This window comes from Vibrio tubiashii (assembly GCF_028551255.1).
Classification (GTDB): domain Bacteria; phylum Pseudomonadota; class Gammaproteobacteria; order Enterobacterales; family Vibrionaceae; genus Vibrio; species Vibrio tubiashii_B.
On the sequence record NZ_CP117030.1, the window covers coordinates 1209982 to 1224219 of the forward strand.

Annotated in this window: 17 protein-coding genes; 8 read left to right on the plus strand and 9 right to left on the minus strand. The window is 43.9% G+C overall.

Going from position 1 to position 14238, the window contains the following annotated elements; genetic code table 11:
* Positions 1–205: 205 nt before the first annotated feature.
* Positions 206–385 (plus strand): heme-binding protein, encoded by a 180-nt coding sequence (locus LYZ37_RS24340; protein WP_336314494.1) that lies wholly within the window; start codon positions 206–208, stop codon positions 383–385.
* On the opposite strand, the gene LYZ37_RS20930 is transcribed toward LYZ37_RS24340, so the two are convergent.
* The 3 genes from LYZ37_RS20930 to LYZ37_RS20940 are packed head-to-tail and all read right to left on the minus strand — an operon-like array spanning position 382 to position 2644.
* On the minus strand, positions 382–954 hold the full coding sequence (locus tag LYZ37_RS20930; RefSeq protein ID WP_272787456.1) for an HD domain-containing protein: 573 nt from the start codon (positions 952–954) through the stop codon (positions 382–384). The genes LYZ37_RS24340 and LYZ37_RS20930 overlap by 4 nt on opposite strands.
* Before the next feature lie 39 nt (positions 955–993).
* Positions 994–1677, minus strand: a complete 684-nt coding sequence (locus tag LYZ37_RS20935; protein ID WP_272787457.1) for a Crp/Fnr family transcriptional regulator — start codon at positions 1675–1677, stop codon at positions 994–996.
* The gene (locus LYZ37_RS20940; RefSeq protein WP_272788398.1) at positions 1661–2644 is read right to left on the minus strand and encodes a ribokinase; all 984 of its coding nucleotides are present in this window, start codon (positions 2642–2644) and stop codon (positions 1661–1663) included. The genes LYZ37_RS20935 and LYZ37_RS20940 overlap by 17 nt, the downstream gene beginning before the upstream one ends.
* 176 nt (positions 2645–2820) lie before the next feature.
* Here LYZ37_RS20940 and LYZ37_RS20945 point away from each other — a divergent pair, with 176 nt between their 5' ends.
* The 4 genes from LYZ37_RS20945 to LYZ37_RS20960 all read left to right on the plus strand — a co-directional run bounded on the left by LYZ37_RS20945 (position 2821) and on the right by LYZ37_RS20960 (position 7329).
* A complete protein-coding gene (locus LYZ37_RS20945; protein ID WP_272787458.1) occupies positions 2821–3768 on the plus strand; it encodes a nucleoside hydrolase in 948 nt (315 codons plus the stop codon).
* Positions 3769–3770: 2 nt separating this feature from the next.
* On the plus strand, positions 3771–4763 hold the full coding sequence (add, locus tag LYZ37_RS20950; RefSeq protein WP_272787459.1) for an adenosine deaminase: 993 nt from the start codon (positions 3771–3773) through the stop codon (positions 4761–4763).
* A 326-nt stretch (positions 4764–5089) separates the two neighbouring features.
* A complete protein-coding gene (locus tag LYZ37_RS20955) occupies positions 5090–6223 on the plus strand; it encodes an aldo/keto reductase (RefSeq protein WP_272787460.1) in 1134 nt (377 codons plus the stop codon).
* A 425-nt stretch (positions 6224–6648) separates the two neighbouring features.
* The gene (locus LYZ37_RS20960) at positions 6649–7329 is read left to right on the plus strand and encodes a DUF1826 domain-containing protein (RefSeq protein ID WP_272787461.1); all 681 of its coding nucleotides are present in this window, start codon (positions 6649–6651) and stop codon (positions 7327–7329) included.
* Between the two features lie 68 nt (positions 7330–7397).
* Here the strand turns inward: LYZ37_RS20960 and LYZ37_RS20965 are convergent, their stop codons facing one another.
* The gene (locus tag LYZ37_RS20965; protein ID WP_272787462.1) at positions 7398–7940 is read right to left on the minus strand and encodes a nuclear transport factor 2 family protein; all 543 of its coding nucleotides are present in this window, start codon (positions 7938–7940) and stop codon (positions 7398–7400) included.
* Between the two features lie 150 nt (positions 7941–8090).
* On the opposite strand from LYZ37_RS20965, the gene LYZ37_RS20970 reads away from it, so the two are divergent.
* Entirely contained in the window at positions 8091–8471 is a 381-nt protein-coding gene (locus LYZ37_RS20970) for a winged helix-turn-helix transcriptional regulator (RefSeq protein ID WP_272787463.1), read from the plus strand.
* Between the two features lie 72 nt (positions 8472–8543).
* Here LYZ37_RS20970 and LYZ37_RS20975 read toward each other — a convergent pair whose 3' ends face one another.
* The 4 genes from LYZ37_RS20975 to LYZ37_RS20990 form a co-directional block, all read right to left on the minus strand.
* A complete protein-coding gene (locus LYZ37_RS20975; RefSeq protein WP_272787464.1) occupies positions 8544–9479 on the minus strand; it encodes an alpha/beta hydrolase in 936 nt (311 codons plus the stop codon).
* 200 nt (positions 9480–9679) lie between these two features.
* Entirely contained in the window at positions 9680–10117 is a 438-nt protein-coding gene (locus LYZ37_RS20980) for an ankyrin repeat domain-containing protein (RefSeq protein WP_272787465.1), read from the minus strand.
* Positions 10118–10126: 9 nt separating this feature from the next.
* A complete protein-coding gene (locus tag LYZ37_RS20985) occupies positions 10127–10624 on the minus strand; it encodes a hypothetical protein (protein ID WP_272787466.1) in 498 nt (165 codons plus the stop codon).
* A complete protein-coding gene (locus LYZ37_RS20990; RefSeq protein ID WP_272787467.1) occupies positions 10617–11573 on the minus strand; it encodes an ankyrin repeat domain-containing protein in 957 nt (318 codons plus the stop codon). Before LYZ37_RS20990 ends, LYZ37_RS20985 begins: the two co-directional genes overlap by 8 nt.
* A gap of 105 nt (positions 11574–11678) precedes the next feature.
* On the opposite strand from LYZ37_RS20990, the gene LYZ37_RS20995 reads away from it, so the two are divergent.
* Positions 11679–12584, plus strand: a complete 906-nt coding sequence (locus LYZ37_RS20995; protein WP_272787468.1) for a LysR family transcriptional regulator — start codon at positions 11679–11681, stop codon at positions 12582–12584.
* A gap of 294 nt (positions 12585–12878) precedes the next feature.
* Positions 12879–13193 (plus strand): hypothetical protein, encoded by a 315-nt coding sequence (locus LYZ37_RS21000; RefSeq protein WP_004745476.1) that lies wholly within the window; start codon positions 12879–12881, stop codon positions 13191–13193.
* A gap of 59 nt (positions 13194–13252) precedes the next feature.
* Here LYZ37_RS21000 and LYZ37_RS21005 read toward each other — a convergent pair whose 3' ends face one another.
* Positions 13253–14176 (minus strand): LysR family transcriptional regulator, encoded by a 924-nt coding sequence (locus tag LYZ37_RS21005; RefSeq protein ID WP_272787469.1) that lies wholly within the window; start codon positions 14174–14176, stop codon positions 13253–13255.
* Positions 14177–14238: the final 62 nt, after the last annotated feature.

Below are 14238 nucleotides of genomic sequence, written 5' to 3' on the forward strand. Positions count from 1 at the left end.
ACTCAAGAAACACGTTATTCTTTAATCACAATCAATGATTAGCAATTCAACATCATACTGCTCTTTCAAGAGAAAGAGCTTCAGTTTAACACCTTCAACAACAAGGTGGCATGGGATATAGGTTGCGCGATCAAACACGCCGCAGAGCAACAATCTGTCACAGTTGCAATAGAGATCTTTTGCTTTGGTCAGGTGCTATTTAGTTATGCCATGCAAGTTACAAGCACATATCGACGCCACTGAATACTGTGCCCATGGAGGTTCATTCCCTGTTCGCATCAAACACTGTGGCGTAGTCGGAGCAATTACCGTTGCTGGTCTTCCCCAACTCGATGACCATAACCTAGTGGTTAGTGTATTGAGAAAATACCTAATTGAGCACTAACCCATACTTCCCTTGACGTGTTGTAAGGTATCCACATCAACTAACTGCCTAAGCTGTGTAGTTAAATCATCATAGCCTGTGTGTTTTTGGCCGTAGGTTAGGTTAAACGCGTAATCGAAGTCACTAGGGTTTTGTCCTTGGTTATGCTGAAGCATGGTTTCAATCTTATCTAACGCTTTAACTAGTCTAGCCTCATCTGTGCTCATTTGGTCATACTCGGTCCATAAAGTGAGTAGTTCCTCTCGTTGGGCAGCTTTAAGAGGGGCGATCAAGATCAGTAGATCTTGTTTCTCTAACTCACTTTTGTTGCTGACACGATGTTGCAACGGCGCTGGAATATCACCACTGACGGCTTCGGCAAGATCATGAATGATGCACAGCTTGAGTATTTTTAAGCTATCCAATTGCGGGTATTCGTCAGTCAGCAACATCGCCAGTAAGGAAAGGCGCCAAGTATGTTCAGCGGTACTCTCTTGGCGACCGCTTTCTGTCCAAGCGGTTCTCAGCGTCGATTTTAACTTCTCCGCTTGTTGGAGAAAATGAATAATACTCTGTAACTTATTGATCATAAATGTGATTCTGTAGATTTTAATTTCTTAGAACGCGCTTCATTCAAACTCGGTCGGGCTGACATCGGCAAGCTTCTCAATATTATGTACTTGCACCGATTTGTTCTTGTAATCGATCAGTTTCTGCTCTGCAAGTGACTTAAGCGAACGATTGAGTTGGCGAACTGAAACGCCAAGCATAGCGGCGATAGACTCTCTTTTTTCGAGTCGAATAGTGAGCCCCTCGGACTCTGCTCGATACGCCAAATATTTCCTGACTTTAAACACCGCCTTAAACGCGGCATTGGAGTGTAGCTGCGATGAATTGTACAACTTATTGCTTAATTGTCGGCAGATGAATCTCAGGAAAGCGGGATCGCAAAGACCAAACTGCTCGACTTTGCTGATCGGGATCTCAAGTATATAAGTATCGGACAAAGCCTTCACCGTACTAACGGTCTGCGCTACTTGATGATGAAACAACTCGAGGTCTCCAATCACGCTGAACGCCTTCTCGATGGAGAAAACCGCTCGGTTACCATCCCTCTCATAATGTTCGACTTGAAGTTTACCCTCGACTACCAGATGCAGTTTGGTCAATCGACTGCCTTGAGCAATAAGGTACTCACCTGGCGTGAGTTTGGTTAACCTCATAGAGTCGATAAGTTGAGGTGAAAAATGACGATCTAATGAATAAGAGCTGACAAAGGCAGCAATCAGTTTTTTATTAGCTAGCTTCTCCATCGCGATCGTCTTCCTTCCTGTCTGTGTTGAGGTTTAGTTTATTTAGAAGCCCCAAGCATACGCTCGGCAACCAAATGACCTTCTGGCATGTTTGCCGCCCTTTTCGTTCAACTGCCAATGATGCGTATGCCGTGGCGTAATGAACTGCGTCAGCCAGAGACACACCTTTAGCAACCTGACTGGCGAGAGCGCCATTAAAGGCATCGCCTGCTCCCGTCGTGTCTATGGGAGTAGCTTTGAAGCTCTCAACAAAATGATACTCTTGCCCATCATAAGCCAGTGCGCCTTGCGAGCCCAAGGTAATGACTACATTCGCGATTTTATCTAAGCTATTTAAAATTCTAGCGGCCATTTTAGCATCGTCTAAACACTTTATCGTAATCCCGGTGAGCTTTTTCGCTTCGGTTTCATTCGGCGTGATGATGTCGGTGAAAGGTAGTAGCGCTGTCACCTCTTTGGAGTATGGCGCAGGGTTCAAAATCGTGGTTACATTGTGTTTTTTAGCAGTCTTCATAGCCGTCAAAATGGCATCAGAATTGTTTTCTAATTGAACCAGAAGAACTTTGTTTTCGCGAATCTCCGGTTGGAAACACCTAATTTCTTGATTGGAGACATTCCCGTTTGCTCCAAGGTTGATAGCAAGAAAGTTCTCCCTATCTGACTCGCGTACAAAAATGTTCGCCATACCAGTCGGATGATCGTCTGATTTCAACAAATGCAAACGGTAGAAATTGCACCTTTCTAAGGCATTTTCAGCGTAGGTAGAAAACTGATCTTTCCCTATTTTGCTAAGAAAACTAACATCAGCACCATTTTGTTGCGCTGCATAGGCTTGGTTAGCCCCTTTGCCACCACTGCCTAAGTTAAACCCTTTCGACGTTACACTTTGTCCTGGCAGAGGAAACTCTTCAACGACAGACACCATATCGATATTGTAAGAGCCGAATACAAACACTCGCTCATTCATCACTACATCCCCTTGTTCACTTATTGATTGGTACGGTTAGCGTTAACCGTCTTGCTCTGTTTTATTGACTCAAATAGTGCGTTTCCACTTAGATTGAAAAAAGGACAAATGACCTTTTTCGTATCGCTACGCCAACTTAGTCTTTCGCTATACCAAAAACAAAAGGATGAGAGACGATGAGACACTTACTGATAGACACAGATACCGCTTCTGATGATGCCGTTGCTTTATTAATGGCATTGCGAGAGCCTTCGGTACGCGTAGAAGCGATAACCACGGTGGCAGGAAACTGTGCGATACCGCAATGCAAACGCAATGCGCTAATCTGCGTAGAGAAAGCGGCGACGTACGTTCCTCCGGTTTATGCCGGAATGACTAAGCCATTATTTCGTGAGCATTTTACTTCTCACCATATTCATGGCGAAGACGGTATGGGCGATATGAATCTCCCTGAGCCTGAGCTAACGATTGAAAATCAGCACGCCGTCGATGCCATGATTGACTATTCCTACCGATTTAAAGGTGAACTGGAAATAATAACCTTAGGCCCACTGACTAACTTGGCTATGGCAGTGCTCAAAGATCCTAATTTTGCTCGTAACATTAAGCAGGTCACAGTGATGGGAGGCGCTGGCCTAACGCCGGGGAACATTACTCCGCTGGCTGAGTTTAACTTCTATGTTGATGCGGAAGCCGTCCACCTTGTGTTGCAGTCCGGTTTACCGCTCAACATTGTTGGCTGGGAAATCGGCATGGGTGAAGCCTTTATCGGCGAGCAAGACATAAAACAACTCAATGAGCTCGGTGAACTCGGTCAGTTTGCAGTTCGTTGTAACAAGACACTTATGCAGTTCAATGCCGGGAGAACGGAGCGTGTTGGGTTCGATCTGCCTGATCCTACAACCATGGCGGTTGCCCTCTATCCAGAAATTGTTGAATCATCCATAACGGCTTATTCATGGATCGAGTACCAAAGCGAGAAGAGTTACGGCCACTTTGTGATTGACTCCACCAATCTGACGCACAAACCTGAAAACGCAAATGTCATCACCAAAATTAAAGATGGATACTTTAAGCGTAAGCTGTTTGAACTGTTGGCAACAGAGCCTACTTTTGGAGAATGAACATGACTAAATTTGACCCGCGTAAGTTGGCGAAAGTTGAACTGCACGTGCATCTGGATACCTGTCTTAGCTATTACTTTGTTCGCAAAGTGTTTCCAGAAATGCGTTTGAAAACGTTCCAAGAAACCTTTATAGCGCCACACCAATGTGCCGATTTGGGGGACTTTTTAAGTAAAATCGCACCCATGTTGGATATTTTGCAAACTCAATCTGCGATTGAACAAGCGGTAGATGATCTCTTCGACCAATTCCAAGCTGATAATGTTATCTATGCAGAACTTCGTTTTGCCCCTCTTTTACATACTCGGTTGGGTATGAGGGCTGAGAGAGTCGTCGAAATTACCTTGTCAGCGATGGAAAAGGCTGCTCAGCGGTATCAAATTGAGGCTGGTTTGCTGTTATGTACATTACGACATTTCAGTGCGGAAGAGAGCATGCAAACCGCTAAATTGGTGACTCAATTTATGGATAGAGGTGTGGTGGGGTTGGATTTAGCTGCTGATGAAGCGCGCTTCCCATTAGACAATCATATTGCGCCATTTGCCCATGTGCGCAAAGCGGGTGGGAATGTCATTGCCCATGCTGGAGAGGCCAAAGGCGCAGACAGTGTGGCCGAGGTTTTGGACAAGTTGGATGTGACTCGCATAGGACATGGGGTAAGAAGTATTGAGCAGCCAGAGGTTATTGAGCGTCTGAAGCAGCAAAATACGTTACTCGAAGTTTGCCCAAGCTGTAATTTGGTGTGTAACGTGTTTGGTAGTATCCAAGAGCACTCGGTGGATAAACTTAAGCAAGCTGGGGTTAAGCTAAATATCAACACCGATGCCCGCACGATAGCCAACACCACGTTAAACAAAGAGTATCAGTTATTGCACGATGTGTTTGATTGGCAAGAGGCTGACTTTATCCAAACTAATTTGGATGCGCTCGATGCAAGCTTTATATCTCCAGAGTTGAAGGAGAGTTTGAAGCGTCGGATATCTTCTAGTCATTAACCCCTAAAGCTTCCGGAAACTGTCTCCGGAAGCTTTTTCTTAGGTGCCATATACGTGCAACAACTTATGCGAATAACGTTCGTACGTACGCCATCAATTATCTATCTAGACTTATAAAATCATTATAAGTCAGCTAATAACCTATAAGACAGCAGTTAATGGTTATGACCAGTCTTAACTTGTGGTTGATTCTGATTCAACCGCTAGCCCATTGTTCATCTATCCAGTAAACGCCACTATTTCTCTGTCATGACAAACCACCTTTTAAAACATCTAAAAACGCTTAGTCGTTTTGGTTTTGCAGATTAAATCAGAGAGATAAAGAGATGACAGACGCGCTCAGCAAAGACTTACCGTTTGATACGGTCAAATCCAACCCAAATACCATTGAATCCTTAACGACTTATCGGTTACTTGGCAACACTGGGCTGCGGGTATCACCGCTCGCGTTCGGGGCCGGGACATTCGGGGGAGAGTGGGGTGATGCTTGGTCTAGCAGTAAAGAGCAAGCGAAGCGTATTTTCAGTCGCTACATTGAAGCGGGGGGCAACTTTTTTGATACCTCAGATATTTATCAAAATGGCCAGAGCGAAGTCTGGCTTGGTGAACTGTTGAAGCAAGCGGGCAATCGTGATCGTATGGTTATTTCAACGAAGGGGACGCAAAACCAGTTTGCCGGAGATCCAAATGGTGGAGGTAACGGTAGCAAGCATATCGTTAAAGCGGTTGATGCTTCATTGAAGAGACTGGGGACAGACTATATTGACCTTTATTTCTTACACCAATGGGACATGAGAACGCCACTGGAAGAGGTATTGTATACCTTCGAGCGTTTGGTACAGCAAGGAAAGATTCTTCACTATGGTTTATCAAACTTCCCTGCTTGGTATGTCGCCAAAATGCAAACCATCGCCGAGAAGAATCACTTTAGCCCGGTGAGTGCAATTCAAAACCAATACAGTCTAGCGGCGCGCCATAGTGACTATGAACATCTGCCGATGTGTAAAGCACTTAATATTGGTTTCACGGCTTGGAGCCCGTTAGCCAATGGCCTTTTGACGGGCAAGTACCAAGTTGATGCACAAGGTAAGCTAACAGGATCAGGTAGGCTTACGGAAACTTGGACGACGGATCCCAGTGTTGCCAACCTTGCATCCGAAAAGAACGTTAAGTTGATTGCAGAATTACTTAAGATAGCGCAAGTCACTTGCCGTAGCCCATCGCAAATCGCTCTTAACTGGATGCTGAAACATCAAGGAGTGACCAGTGCGATCATTGGTGCTCGTAAGCTGGAGCAACTGGAAGATAACTTGCTCGCTTTGGAGTTTCATCTAGACTCGGAGCATGTGGAATCCCTTAACCGTTTAAGCGCGATGGAGCCGCTCTCTCCTTATAGCTACCACACAGATGCAATGCAGGAGTTGATTCACTCGGGCACAAAAGTGGAAGCTATGTTCTGACACCGACATAGCTGTTAACTGAGATGACTGAAGCAGGAGACAGATGCCAAGCTACACGGCATAAACCGCGCAGTTCTACAACAAAGTCTATTTCCCGAAAGTGGCACAATCACTTGGACAACAAGGCTTTGTGTTTGCAGATGAACTTGCGTCACTTGCTTTAGTTACAATTGTCTATTCCGTGCACTGGCGAAATCGTCAGTGCTTTTTACATCAAATTCCTAGCAAAACTCCAACTACTAGCAAACAAAACGGTACCAAAGTCGTTCGAACACTATCATTAGGAACTGCAATACTTGTGGAACACTTTCGTTATGTTATAACATAAACAATATAATATCCTTTTGTCCCACATACAGATGTAAGTTTTTCTTATGAATTAATCTGTCCTGATAAATATAGTTTGACGTGATTGGAGCTATTTAATGAATGCTGTTGTAACTGGTCCAAACATCGCTAACACAACGGAAATTGAGATTGAAACTCCATGCGTTAGCTTGGGCGAGCAAGCCACTGTACTGAGTGATATCTACCAAGACGGGGTCAATATTGCCGTCTGGCAACGTCGTTTCGATCAAGACTTTACCAACGCCGTCAGCCAATATTTGGCCGCGAACCCAACCATTAGTAAATCTTTGACTGTTTCCCCTGCAAATGCATTTGAGGTTCTTGACTACGCGACTGATGGTGAAGCGCCAAAAGCCCTTCTGGAAGATATGGCTCAGCTTGTGGATATGTTCTGCTACCTGTTTGAGTTGGATGAAGTAGGATTGCGATTTGCCACATTAAGCGGAGCCATGTGTCCGCGATTCCATGTTGATCAAGTGCCATGCCGCCTTGTGACTACCTATCATGGTGCAGCAACTGAGTGGCTGGCTAACCCAACTTTAGATCGTTCAAAGCTGGGTCGTGGTAGTAATGGCCTATCAGATTCTCTTTCCGGCCTGTATCAACACGAATCCGATGTTCAGCAATTGCATTGCGGTGATGTCGCATTGCTTAAAGGTGGTCGCTGGGAAGGCAATGAAGAGACAGGGTTAGTTCACCGTTCTCCTACCATTGATGCAGACAAGCCTCGATTTATAATGACACTCGACTTTGGCTAAAAGACGATTTGAGAGACGTAAACAATAGGGGCCAACCATGCCCCTATTGGTTTACTTTGATAACTCAATTAAAAAACACCATTTGAGTTTTGGATATCCCCACCACTAATCAATGAGTACACTCTCATTGAAAAATCCAGAGCTTGAATGGAGTCCCAGTGCTCTACAATTCGACCATCTTCAATACGCCATTTATCAATGATGTTCATCCCTTTCTGGTCGTTACCTCGATCTTCTTTGTCAAGTGTGGCATGCGAATGGAAGATGACATAATCGCCATCGACATAGATGTGCTTAACGTCATACGTATAGTCTGGGTACTCTTCTACAAACTCTTGTAAGAAACCCACCAGACCCGTCACTTTGTCTGGTAGGTTGCGATTGTGCTGTACGTAAGCGCTATCGTTGTAATGTTCAAGAACATAATCAAAATTGTGGTTGTTCATTAAATTTTGCACAAAATCAGTAATCAGCTCAGCATTTGCGCGCTCTTGTGCTGTCCAGTTTGGCTTTTGCAGTTTTTGTAAATCGATCGTTAGCTTATCTGTTGATTGTGCATAAGCAGCTGTACTTAATAGCAAAAGAATCGTTGTTGTCATTGCCTTTAACATAGTTCACTCCTGTTGAAATCATCTCAAATAGGTATACATTGATAACCATAGTAATTAATAGTAACCTACATAACAAGAAGGTACCAAAAGCTACCCTAGGCACATTTTGGTAACCTAAGACAAGTTCTGGGAAGAGAAAGGAGCAGCAAGATGTCACTTAAAGCTAAGCCAGAAAGAAGAATTTTCTACAACAATGAGGAGTGTGCTGTTCGTAATGTAGTGTCGCAAATTGGTGACAAATGGTCACTACTCATCCTATTTGCCCTAGTAGATGGAGAAGATAGGTTCAACTCATTGAAATCAAGGATTGAGGGCATATCCCAAAGGATGCTAACTCAAACGCTAAGAGATTTAGAGCGTGAGGGTTACGTGAATAGAACGGTCTATCCTGAAGTTCCGGTGAAAGTAGAATATAGCTTAACAATTATGGGGCGAGAGCTAGTTAAGCCTCTGTATCAGTTAGTTTCTTGGGCCGATGACCACAGGCAAGAGATCGAAAGCGCTCGCAAAGCTTATGATGATAGAAGTTGACCTGCCTTAAAAAAGAAAATCCCTCGATAGATATCGAGGGATTTTAGTATTCATCTTAAGCAATTTAGCCGATTAGATGTTTTTATCAAAAAACTGAACGACTGCGTCAGTTGATGTTTGTACGTCTTCTTCAACATCGTAGAAATCAAATTGAGATACGTCTTCCAACCAAACTGCTTGTACATTGTCACCTGCTTTTTCTAGGTAACCGTGTGTACCGGCTGGAATTGCCATTGCCTCAGAAGCAACAAGTAGAACTGGTTTATCTTGTTGAGCAGCAGTTGCATGTGCATCATAAGTCAGCCAACCTGCCCATGAACCTACGTTGAAAGCGTTATCCCACTCAGGGATCAGGCCGCGATCTTTCTCTGTGTAGTAAGGTACGTTGTACATTAGAGCATTTTGGTTAGTCAGGCTCGCACCCTCAATGATCTGAGGCTCATCACTTGTCAAAGCTGAAATACCTGATTGAATTAGGTTTGCTACTGACTCTGCACCACCATATACCGCGTTAACAATTGAGCGATCGTGAAGCCAAGGCGCTACCGCAGCCGCTGCGACGACATCATCATTACCCAAAGCGGCATCTAACATGTAACCCGATGAAGCACAAATACCTAGGCCGTATGCACGAGTAGTATCAATGCCTTTCACTTGATCTAGCGACGCAAAAACAGCTTTGATATCAGCGATTTTACGTTGAGGATCTTCAAGTTCTTTTAGCTCGTCTTTTGACTCACCCCAACCACGGAAGTCAAATGTCACCGCCGCATAACCTTGCTCTGCTAGATGCTCTGCGTAGTTTGCAGGCATTTGCTCTTTTACTGTGGTCCAAGCGCCAGTCACAACAACAACTGGTGGATTTTCAACATCGTCAGGAAGGTAAATATTCGCTGCCAGTTCACCTACCTCAGTTTGAAGCGTAGTGTGTTTTACAATCGTGTCTGCGTAAGCACTAGATGTGAATGCTGCAGTTGCTACTGCCATAACTAAAGCTTTTTTCATCATGGTATATCTCACTATGTTTTTTGGTCCGTTAAAACAGTGCTTCCCGCTACAACAAGCACCTCTCTAAGATGTCTATTAATTTAGTTGAGAAGATTGCGCAGATATTGAAGAAAATTGAGTTTTGTTTGGTAGAAAATTGCACTTTAGAAAAGACCCCCTTAGCCACGAAAGCCAAGGGGGAGAAGCTAGAGTTTGATGATCTACAAATTGGTTAGATAATCGACTATCTCTTGCTTTCCTTCTGCTCGGGCTTTAGATAATGGTGTGTTGCCATCTAAACCTTTGATAGATAGATCGCCACCATGTTCAACCAACAACTTTAAAGCCGGCAGATTGTTGGACCATACAGCATCGTGCAGTGGCGTGTAACCATTGCGTGGCCCAATAGCGTTGACGTCGTAACCTGCATCAATGAGTAACTGAACGATCTGTAAATTGTCTTGAAACATAGCAGCATGAAGTGCAGTTCCGCCATAAGTGTCTCTTTCATCGGGATCTAGATTTTGCTTTAACAGCTCTACAACTTGCTCTTGATTACCATGGTAAGCAGCTAAATGAAGAGTATCACTACAGAATGCGTAGTAAGAGACGGTAAGTGCTGATAATAAGATAGCCGTCATTGATAGGATCTTTTTCATCCTCAGTCCCTATTTGATGATTTTTGCGTCGAGTTTGGTCAGCTTCAGCATGTCACCAACTCGGATGATCTTCAGCTCTTGGTGAACCATAACATCGTATTGCTGGTTATCTTTTGATTTTGCTTTCCAGTTTACGTCGTATGAGATATCCCAACCTGATATCTGATCACCCGTGACAATAATCTCTTTAATGGTATGACCGTTCCAGATGATATTGTCAGTGACCCCTTGATACCAGCGGAGAAAATCTTGCTTAGAGTGGATCGGAAAATCAGGATACTGCATCTCTACTTGCTCACTGATTCGGTTAAGAAAGTACCCTGGTTCGAGTTGATGATCGAACGCAGCGAACCATTGATAAACAAAGCTCTTTACGTCGTTTTCACTCATTTGAGAGCGAGCGTGAACGTCGTAGGTTAAGCTTAAGCTGTTAAGTGAATCATTGGCTTGTACTTGCGGCATGAGTGCTAACCCAGTTAGTAGTAGAACTGTTGTTACTTTATTCATTGGTTGTGTTCTCAAGTAGATTAATAATCGATTGATAGTGATACTGTTTCGCTAAGTCGAGTGGTGTCTTCCCGTCATAACCTTTTAAGTTTGTTTTTGCTCCTGTTGCTATCAACTTTTTCGCCGCATCAACATGACCATGCCACACCGCATCATGAAGCGGTGTATAGCCATTATTCGGTCCTTGCGCATTGAGTGTTTCGGTGAAGCCAGGGTAACGAGAGAGAACATCGATAGCTTGTGCATGTCCGTTGTAAGCGGCTTTGTGCAGTGGTATCGCCTTCATGTAATGATCTGGGATGGTTTGATCCCCGCCCACCCTCATAAGCACATTTAAGGTTTCCGTAAGGCCATCTCGGGCTGCGATCATCACAGCAGTATGTTCATCATTTCCAGAGCTACTAACAGAGGTCGCGATGTTGAGTGCTGTAAGATCAGATTGCTGAGCGATGGCGCGCGCTTTTTCTTGATCAGACATAGAGAGATCAGTCGTTATATTCACTGCGTTCAGTAAGCTTTGCTGCTTGTTGATACTACAGCGATGTTTTGCAAACAACTCACGTAATTCCTGTGCTTGAGCTTGACCAAACAGGTCATCTTGCGAAGCACCAAAATCGATAAACTGTTCTGCTTTAAGGCCAAAAGTTGAAACGATTTCAATGTTAATATCCGGATTAGTCAGCAATGCTTTTACCACTATAGGCTTACGGTGCCACACCGCTAGCATCAGTGGAGTCACGCCATGCTTGGGGGTCTGCAGATTGACGAACGCGCCGTTACTCATTAATGCTAACGCCCAATCGGGTGAAGTTTGCTGCGCTGCTATATGCAGTGGGGAATTGCCCATCACAGAGTCCAACTGATTAACGTCGGCATCACCTTCTAGTAATTGTTGAAAAGCATCCATATCTTGTCGAGTGATGGCATAGTGTAATTTCGGCAGCGCCATAATTATCTTTCTCCGAATGGGTAATCATTATGTGCAATTAGTATTGACCAAAGTTTTGTTAACTTGTAGCGTGCAAATACTTACCTTTAAGATAACTTTAAGTTAATGAAATCATTTCCCTCTCAGTTACCCATTTTTATCCAAGTTGCCAAGCTGGGAAGTTTTGCTAGAGCAGCGCGTGAGCTCGGTATATCAGCTCCTGCTGTTAGTAAGGCAATCGGAAAATTGGAGCAAGAATGGCAAACCAAGCTGTTCTTACGCTCGTCCCATTCTCTTAGTCTGACACCGATAGGCGAAACACTGTTTGTGCGTTTAGCGCCATCGATTGATAAGATTCAAAGCCAAATTGAACAACTGACAGATGACAGTAAGAACGTTTCGGGAAAAATCAAAGTCAACCTGCCTGCTAGCTCTATCGGCCAAGATATTGTGCTACCACTCATTGTGGAGTTTATGGCTGAGTATCCAGAAGTTCACTGTGACTTGAGCTTCGATGACCGAAATATTAGCTTGATTGAAAACGGGTTTGATCTTGGTGTCGGAGCATCCATCAATGAAGATTCGCGTCTTATCGGGCGACCGTTGTTTTCTACCTCGATAGGCATCTACGCCTCGCCCGCTTACATTAAGCGTAATGGCAAACCGCAGTCTTTGTCGGAGCTCAATCAACATCAATGCTTGCCCGTACGTTCACTAACCACCGGGCGAAAGCACAAATGGCGGCTTAGCGTTGATGGTAATTCCGTGATGTACGAGCCAACCGGTTCACTAGTAGTGAATAGCTTCAGCGCCGCCAAAGAAGCAACACTGTTAGGCGCTGGTATTTCTTGCTTGGGCAATTGGATGTTCGATAAAGAGTTAGCGAAAGGTCAGATTGTTCCTGTACTAGAACAGCATTGGGGTGAGCAAATACCCATCTGGATCTATTACTCCTCCAAAGAGTATTTGCCTACCCGAGTAAGGCTGTTAATCGATTTTCTCGTCGAACGTATCGCCGCTAAGAAAATCTAATCCCCTACTAAATGCATCACCTTAGACTCGTCAATTGGGTAATCGATAAAACTTTTTGCCTTACCAACATATTAGCTTGAGCGACGGCGTTAATGGTTTCAACAAGGAAGAGCACACTCCATTCTCAGTCCCAATCATAAGGAAATTTCTTGAAATCCATTATAGACATTTTGGCAACAGTGAAATGTCAAACGTGATATTTATCACGTTTATAAATTTAAGCATAATCTCTCCCGTACCAAGAACAGCGGTTCTTAAGAAAAGCATAACAAAAGCATTCAGAGGAATAAGATTATGAAAACAGCTATCACAACTCTAATTATTGCGGCATTAACATCTACAATGGCTTCAGCAATGCCAGCAAAAGATCAGTCTATCCGAATCAAAACATTCGAAAACCAAGCAGTCGTAACTGTTCTGGAAAATGGCTCTCCAGTTAGCGATGTAAAAGTGAAAGTGAAAGGCAACGGTACCCAATATTTCACCACAGGTGAGAAAGGTACATTTATGGCGGCAAACTTACTTGACCACGGCCGTTCATTCACATTTGAGATTGAAGACGAGAATGGTGTCGCAGTACGTGAACAACGCTACTTAACATCGTTCTAAGTAAAAAAACATGGATGTCAAAAAGCCCGACTCTCAATCGGGCTTTTGCTTCGTTCAAATCAAGATTTAAAATTACGCTCCCATACAGGTGGTGTCCCAATCACCTCTCGCGTAATTTCAATAAATGATGTCGCCAATATTGACTGTTTCCTATGCGTATAAATTGCGTGAATATCACCGAATGACGCCAAGGTATAATCGGGTAGCAGTTGAACGATACCTTGTTCTTCCATGTCTTCAGCCAGCATAAATTGAGCGATTTGAGCATATCCTATTGATGCTTTCACACTGGCAAGTATCAAATCCGCCTCATTGACCCGATAACTATACTTGATCGGATAAACAGACGTTTGTCCCGACTCACGATCGACAAACTGCAGTTTATCGACAACAAAGTGTTTGTTCGCATAAATCACACCAGGCAACTCAGCCAGCTCTTCAGGCGTTTCAGGCATCCCATATTTTTCAACAAACTCTTTAGATGCAATGATTGCGGACTTGTTCTCGGTGAGATGACGCGCAATCATCGAAGAGTCTCTCATTGGGCCAATTCGAAAAACAAGATCGAACCCTTCACTGACCACATCCACCAACTCATCACTAAGCAGTAACTCAACGGTTGCTTTCGGGAATCGTTGTAAAAAACACTCGACGACTTTTTGCAAATAAGCTCGGCCAAATAAAACAGAGCTTGAAACCCGCAAATGCCCAGATGGTTCACTATGGTATGAATGTGCTATGTCTACGGTTTCTTCCAAAACTTGGCTGACTTTTTCCGCTTGCTCGACCACCCTTTTACCCACGCTTGTCAGCGACATAGAGCGTGTAGTACGGTTTATCAGTTTTACGCCTAAGTGATTTTCAAGCTGTTTGATTTGCTTTGATAACACCGAGCGATCAACATTGAGTCTTTCGGCTGCTTTAGCGAATGAGCCTGTTCTTGATATTTCCAACAGAAGATTTAATCTACTCGCTAAATCCATTTGCTTACCTTTATTACCACAATCAATGCTTTAGTCTAAACCATAGCGAGGACTAAAGTTAG